This window comes from Marinobacter fuscus, from assembly GCF_003007675.1.
Classification (GTDB): domain Bacteria; phylum Pseudomonadota; class Gammaproteobacteria; order Pseudomonadales; family Oleiphilaceae; genus Marinobacter; species Marinobacter fuscus.
Map to the genome: position 1 here is coordinate 1 of NZ_PXNP01000045.1, position 2,196 is coordinate 2,196.

Here is a 2,196-nt window from a genome sequence, read left to right on the forward strand (position 1 = left end):
GGTTATGCATTATTCGTAGTGGCTCCAGAGCCTGAGGACTTTCACCACTTGCTCGCCCTCCAGCACCTGATAGACCAGACGGTGCTGAATATTGATTCGGCGTGAATAGGCCCCCGCAAGATCACCAATGAGCTTCTCAAAAGGAGGCGGCTTGCGGTATGGATCTTCCGCTATCAGCGCTAAAAGTTCCTGGGCCTTTGGTTTGAGACTGCTGGAGGCCAACTTCTTTGCATCTTTCTGGGCTTGCTTGGTGTAAACCAACTTCCATGTCACCAGTCCAGCTCCTCATCGCATTCATCTAAAGGGGTATCCATCCCCTCACGAATCGACTCCCGCATACCTGGTACGGAGAGCAGGTAAAGTGTTTCCTGAATTGCAGACCAGTCTTCTTCGGAAACCAGAACGGCTTTGTTGCGCTTACCCATGATGACGATTGGTTGGTGGGACTCGGCGGTCTCGTCAATCAACCGATATAGGTTGCTGCGCGCCTCAGTTGCTGTGATTCCGGTCATGACGCACCTCTTGTGTGTTCAACCTGCAACCAAGTGTACGCCTTTGAGTACGTGCGTCAAGGCGAACGTCTCGCATAACGCAAAGCTTTGGAGCGGCTGGAGCGCAGCGTAAGCCGTCCCAGCCACGAAAGTGGCGACAACAGCGCCTTGTGTACGCCCAGCATGGGCATGAACTAATGGGGTGAAAGTCCCCTGTGGGAAGATCACCGTTCAGCCGGTTTTACCCGATTGAACGCTAACTACTAGCGAATGGCAAGGGCCGATCCGCGAGGGTTGGTCTCCGGAGCGCCGGCCGGAAGTAAGCCGCTAGCAAAACTGCGAGCTGATGAACAAGAACATCATATGAGGCGTAGGCCGGAGGCGAGTCGGCACAAGACAACGAAGCCATGTGATCTGACGGCCACCGTAAATGATGCAGCAGTGCAGTGACAGTGCATGCTCTTATCTGGGGCGGTCCGACGTATCGGGATCTGCTCAACGAGCGATCGGTTAGTCACCAGTCAGGCCACTGGTCGATCAAGCCTGGGCGCAGCCGTTGCCATCGGCGGTTGCGAGCGAACGAGATGGACACCGATAGCGCCGGTGGGGGTAACCCTTCCGGTGATTGAGTAGAAGTCAGCAGAGGCCATAGTAGCCAAACGCCCGTCGTAATGGTCAGGACAGGGTGAAGGGCCAAACACCGGGAACAAAGGAGGAGCCTTGACCGACTTGAACACACGAATGCCGACCAGCAATGACGTGGCTCAGCGTACGGCCACGAAGCCAGCCTTTAGTAAAGATCTACTCGATGCTGTACTGCACCGGGCTAATCTCCAACAAGCCTGGAAGCAGGTTCGAGCCAACAAGGGAGCGGCGGGTGTCGATGGCATGACCGTCGAGGAATTTCCCGCCTGGGTAAAGGCTGGCCATTGGAACGTGGTCCAGCAGTCGATTCGCTCGGGTGATTATCAACCAGCGCCGGTACGGCGGGTTGAGATCGACAAACCGGACGGTGGCAAGCGCCAGCTTGGCATCCCAACGGTGACAGACCGGGTGATTCAGCAAGCCATTGCCCAGATCCTGATGCCCCTGTTCGAACCGGGATTTTCAGCGGATAGCTACGGCTTCCGTCCGGGTCGAAATGCGCACCAGGCGGTGCGACGGGTACAAAGCATTCTCAAGGAGGGGAGACGCTTTACCATGGATGTGGACCTGTCGAAGCTCTTCGACCAGATCAATCATGACCTGTTGATGACGCACCTGGGCCGCAAGGTCTGGGACAAGCGTTTGTTGGGACTGATTGCCCGGTATCTGCGAGCTGGGGTTATCGATAACCAGCTCTATCTGGAGAGTCGGGAAGGTGTACCACAGGGTGGCCCGTTGTCACCTCTGCTGGCCAACATTATGCTCGACCCACTGGATAAAGAACTGGAACGGCGGGGCCATAGGTTTGCCCGCTACGCGGACGACTTCACCATCGTGGTGAACAGCCGCCGCGCGGGAGACCGGGTGCTGACGAGCATCAGCCACTTCCTCGAACACCGCCTGAAACTGACGGTCAACACCGCCAAGAGCCGAGTCGTCAGAACCAATGACAGCAAGTTCCTGGGCTTTACCTTCAAGGGAACCCAGATCCATTGGCACCCGGACACGCTGCGCAAATTCAAGCAACGTATCCGGGAACTGACGAACCGGAACTGGGGGG

General features: G+C 56.7%; 3 protein-coding genes. 1 reads left to right on the forward strand and 2 read right to left on the reverse strand.

Annotation, left to right across the window (positions count from 1 at the left end):
• Positions 1 to 9: 9 nt before the first annotated feature.
• Positions 10 to 273: a Txe/YoeB family addiction module toxin gene (locus C7H09_RS08105; RefSeq protein WP_106761209.1), complete on the reverse strand. Its 264-nt coding sequence runs from the start codon at positions 271 to 273 to the stop codon at positions 10 to 12.
• On the reverse strand, positions 270 to 512 hold the full coding sequence (locus C7H09_RS08110) for a type II toxin-antitoxin system Phd/YefM family antitoxin (protein WP_106761210.1): 243 nt from the start codon (positions 510 to 512) through the stop codon (positions 270 to 272). The genes C7H09_RS08105 and C7H09_RS08110 overlap by 4 nt, the downstream gene beginning before the upstream one ends.
• Before the next feature lie 699 nt (positions 513 to 1,211).
• Between C7H09_RS08110 and ltrA the strand changes: the two genes are divergently transcribed.
• A partial coding sequence (gene ltrA, locus C7H09_RS08115; RefSeq protein WP_240616536.1) for a group II intron reverse transcriptase/maturase occupies positions 1,212 to 2,196 on the forward strand: 985 nt, incomplete at its 3' end.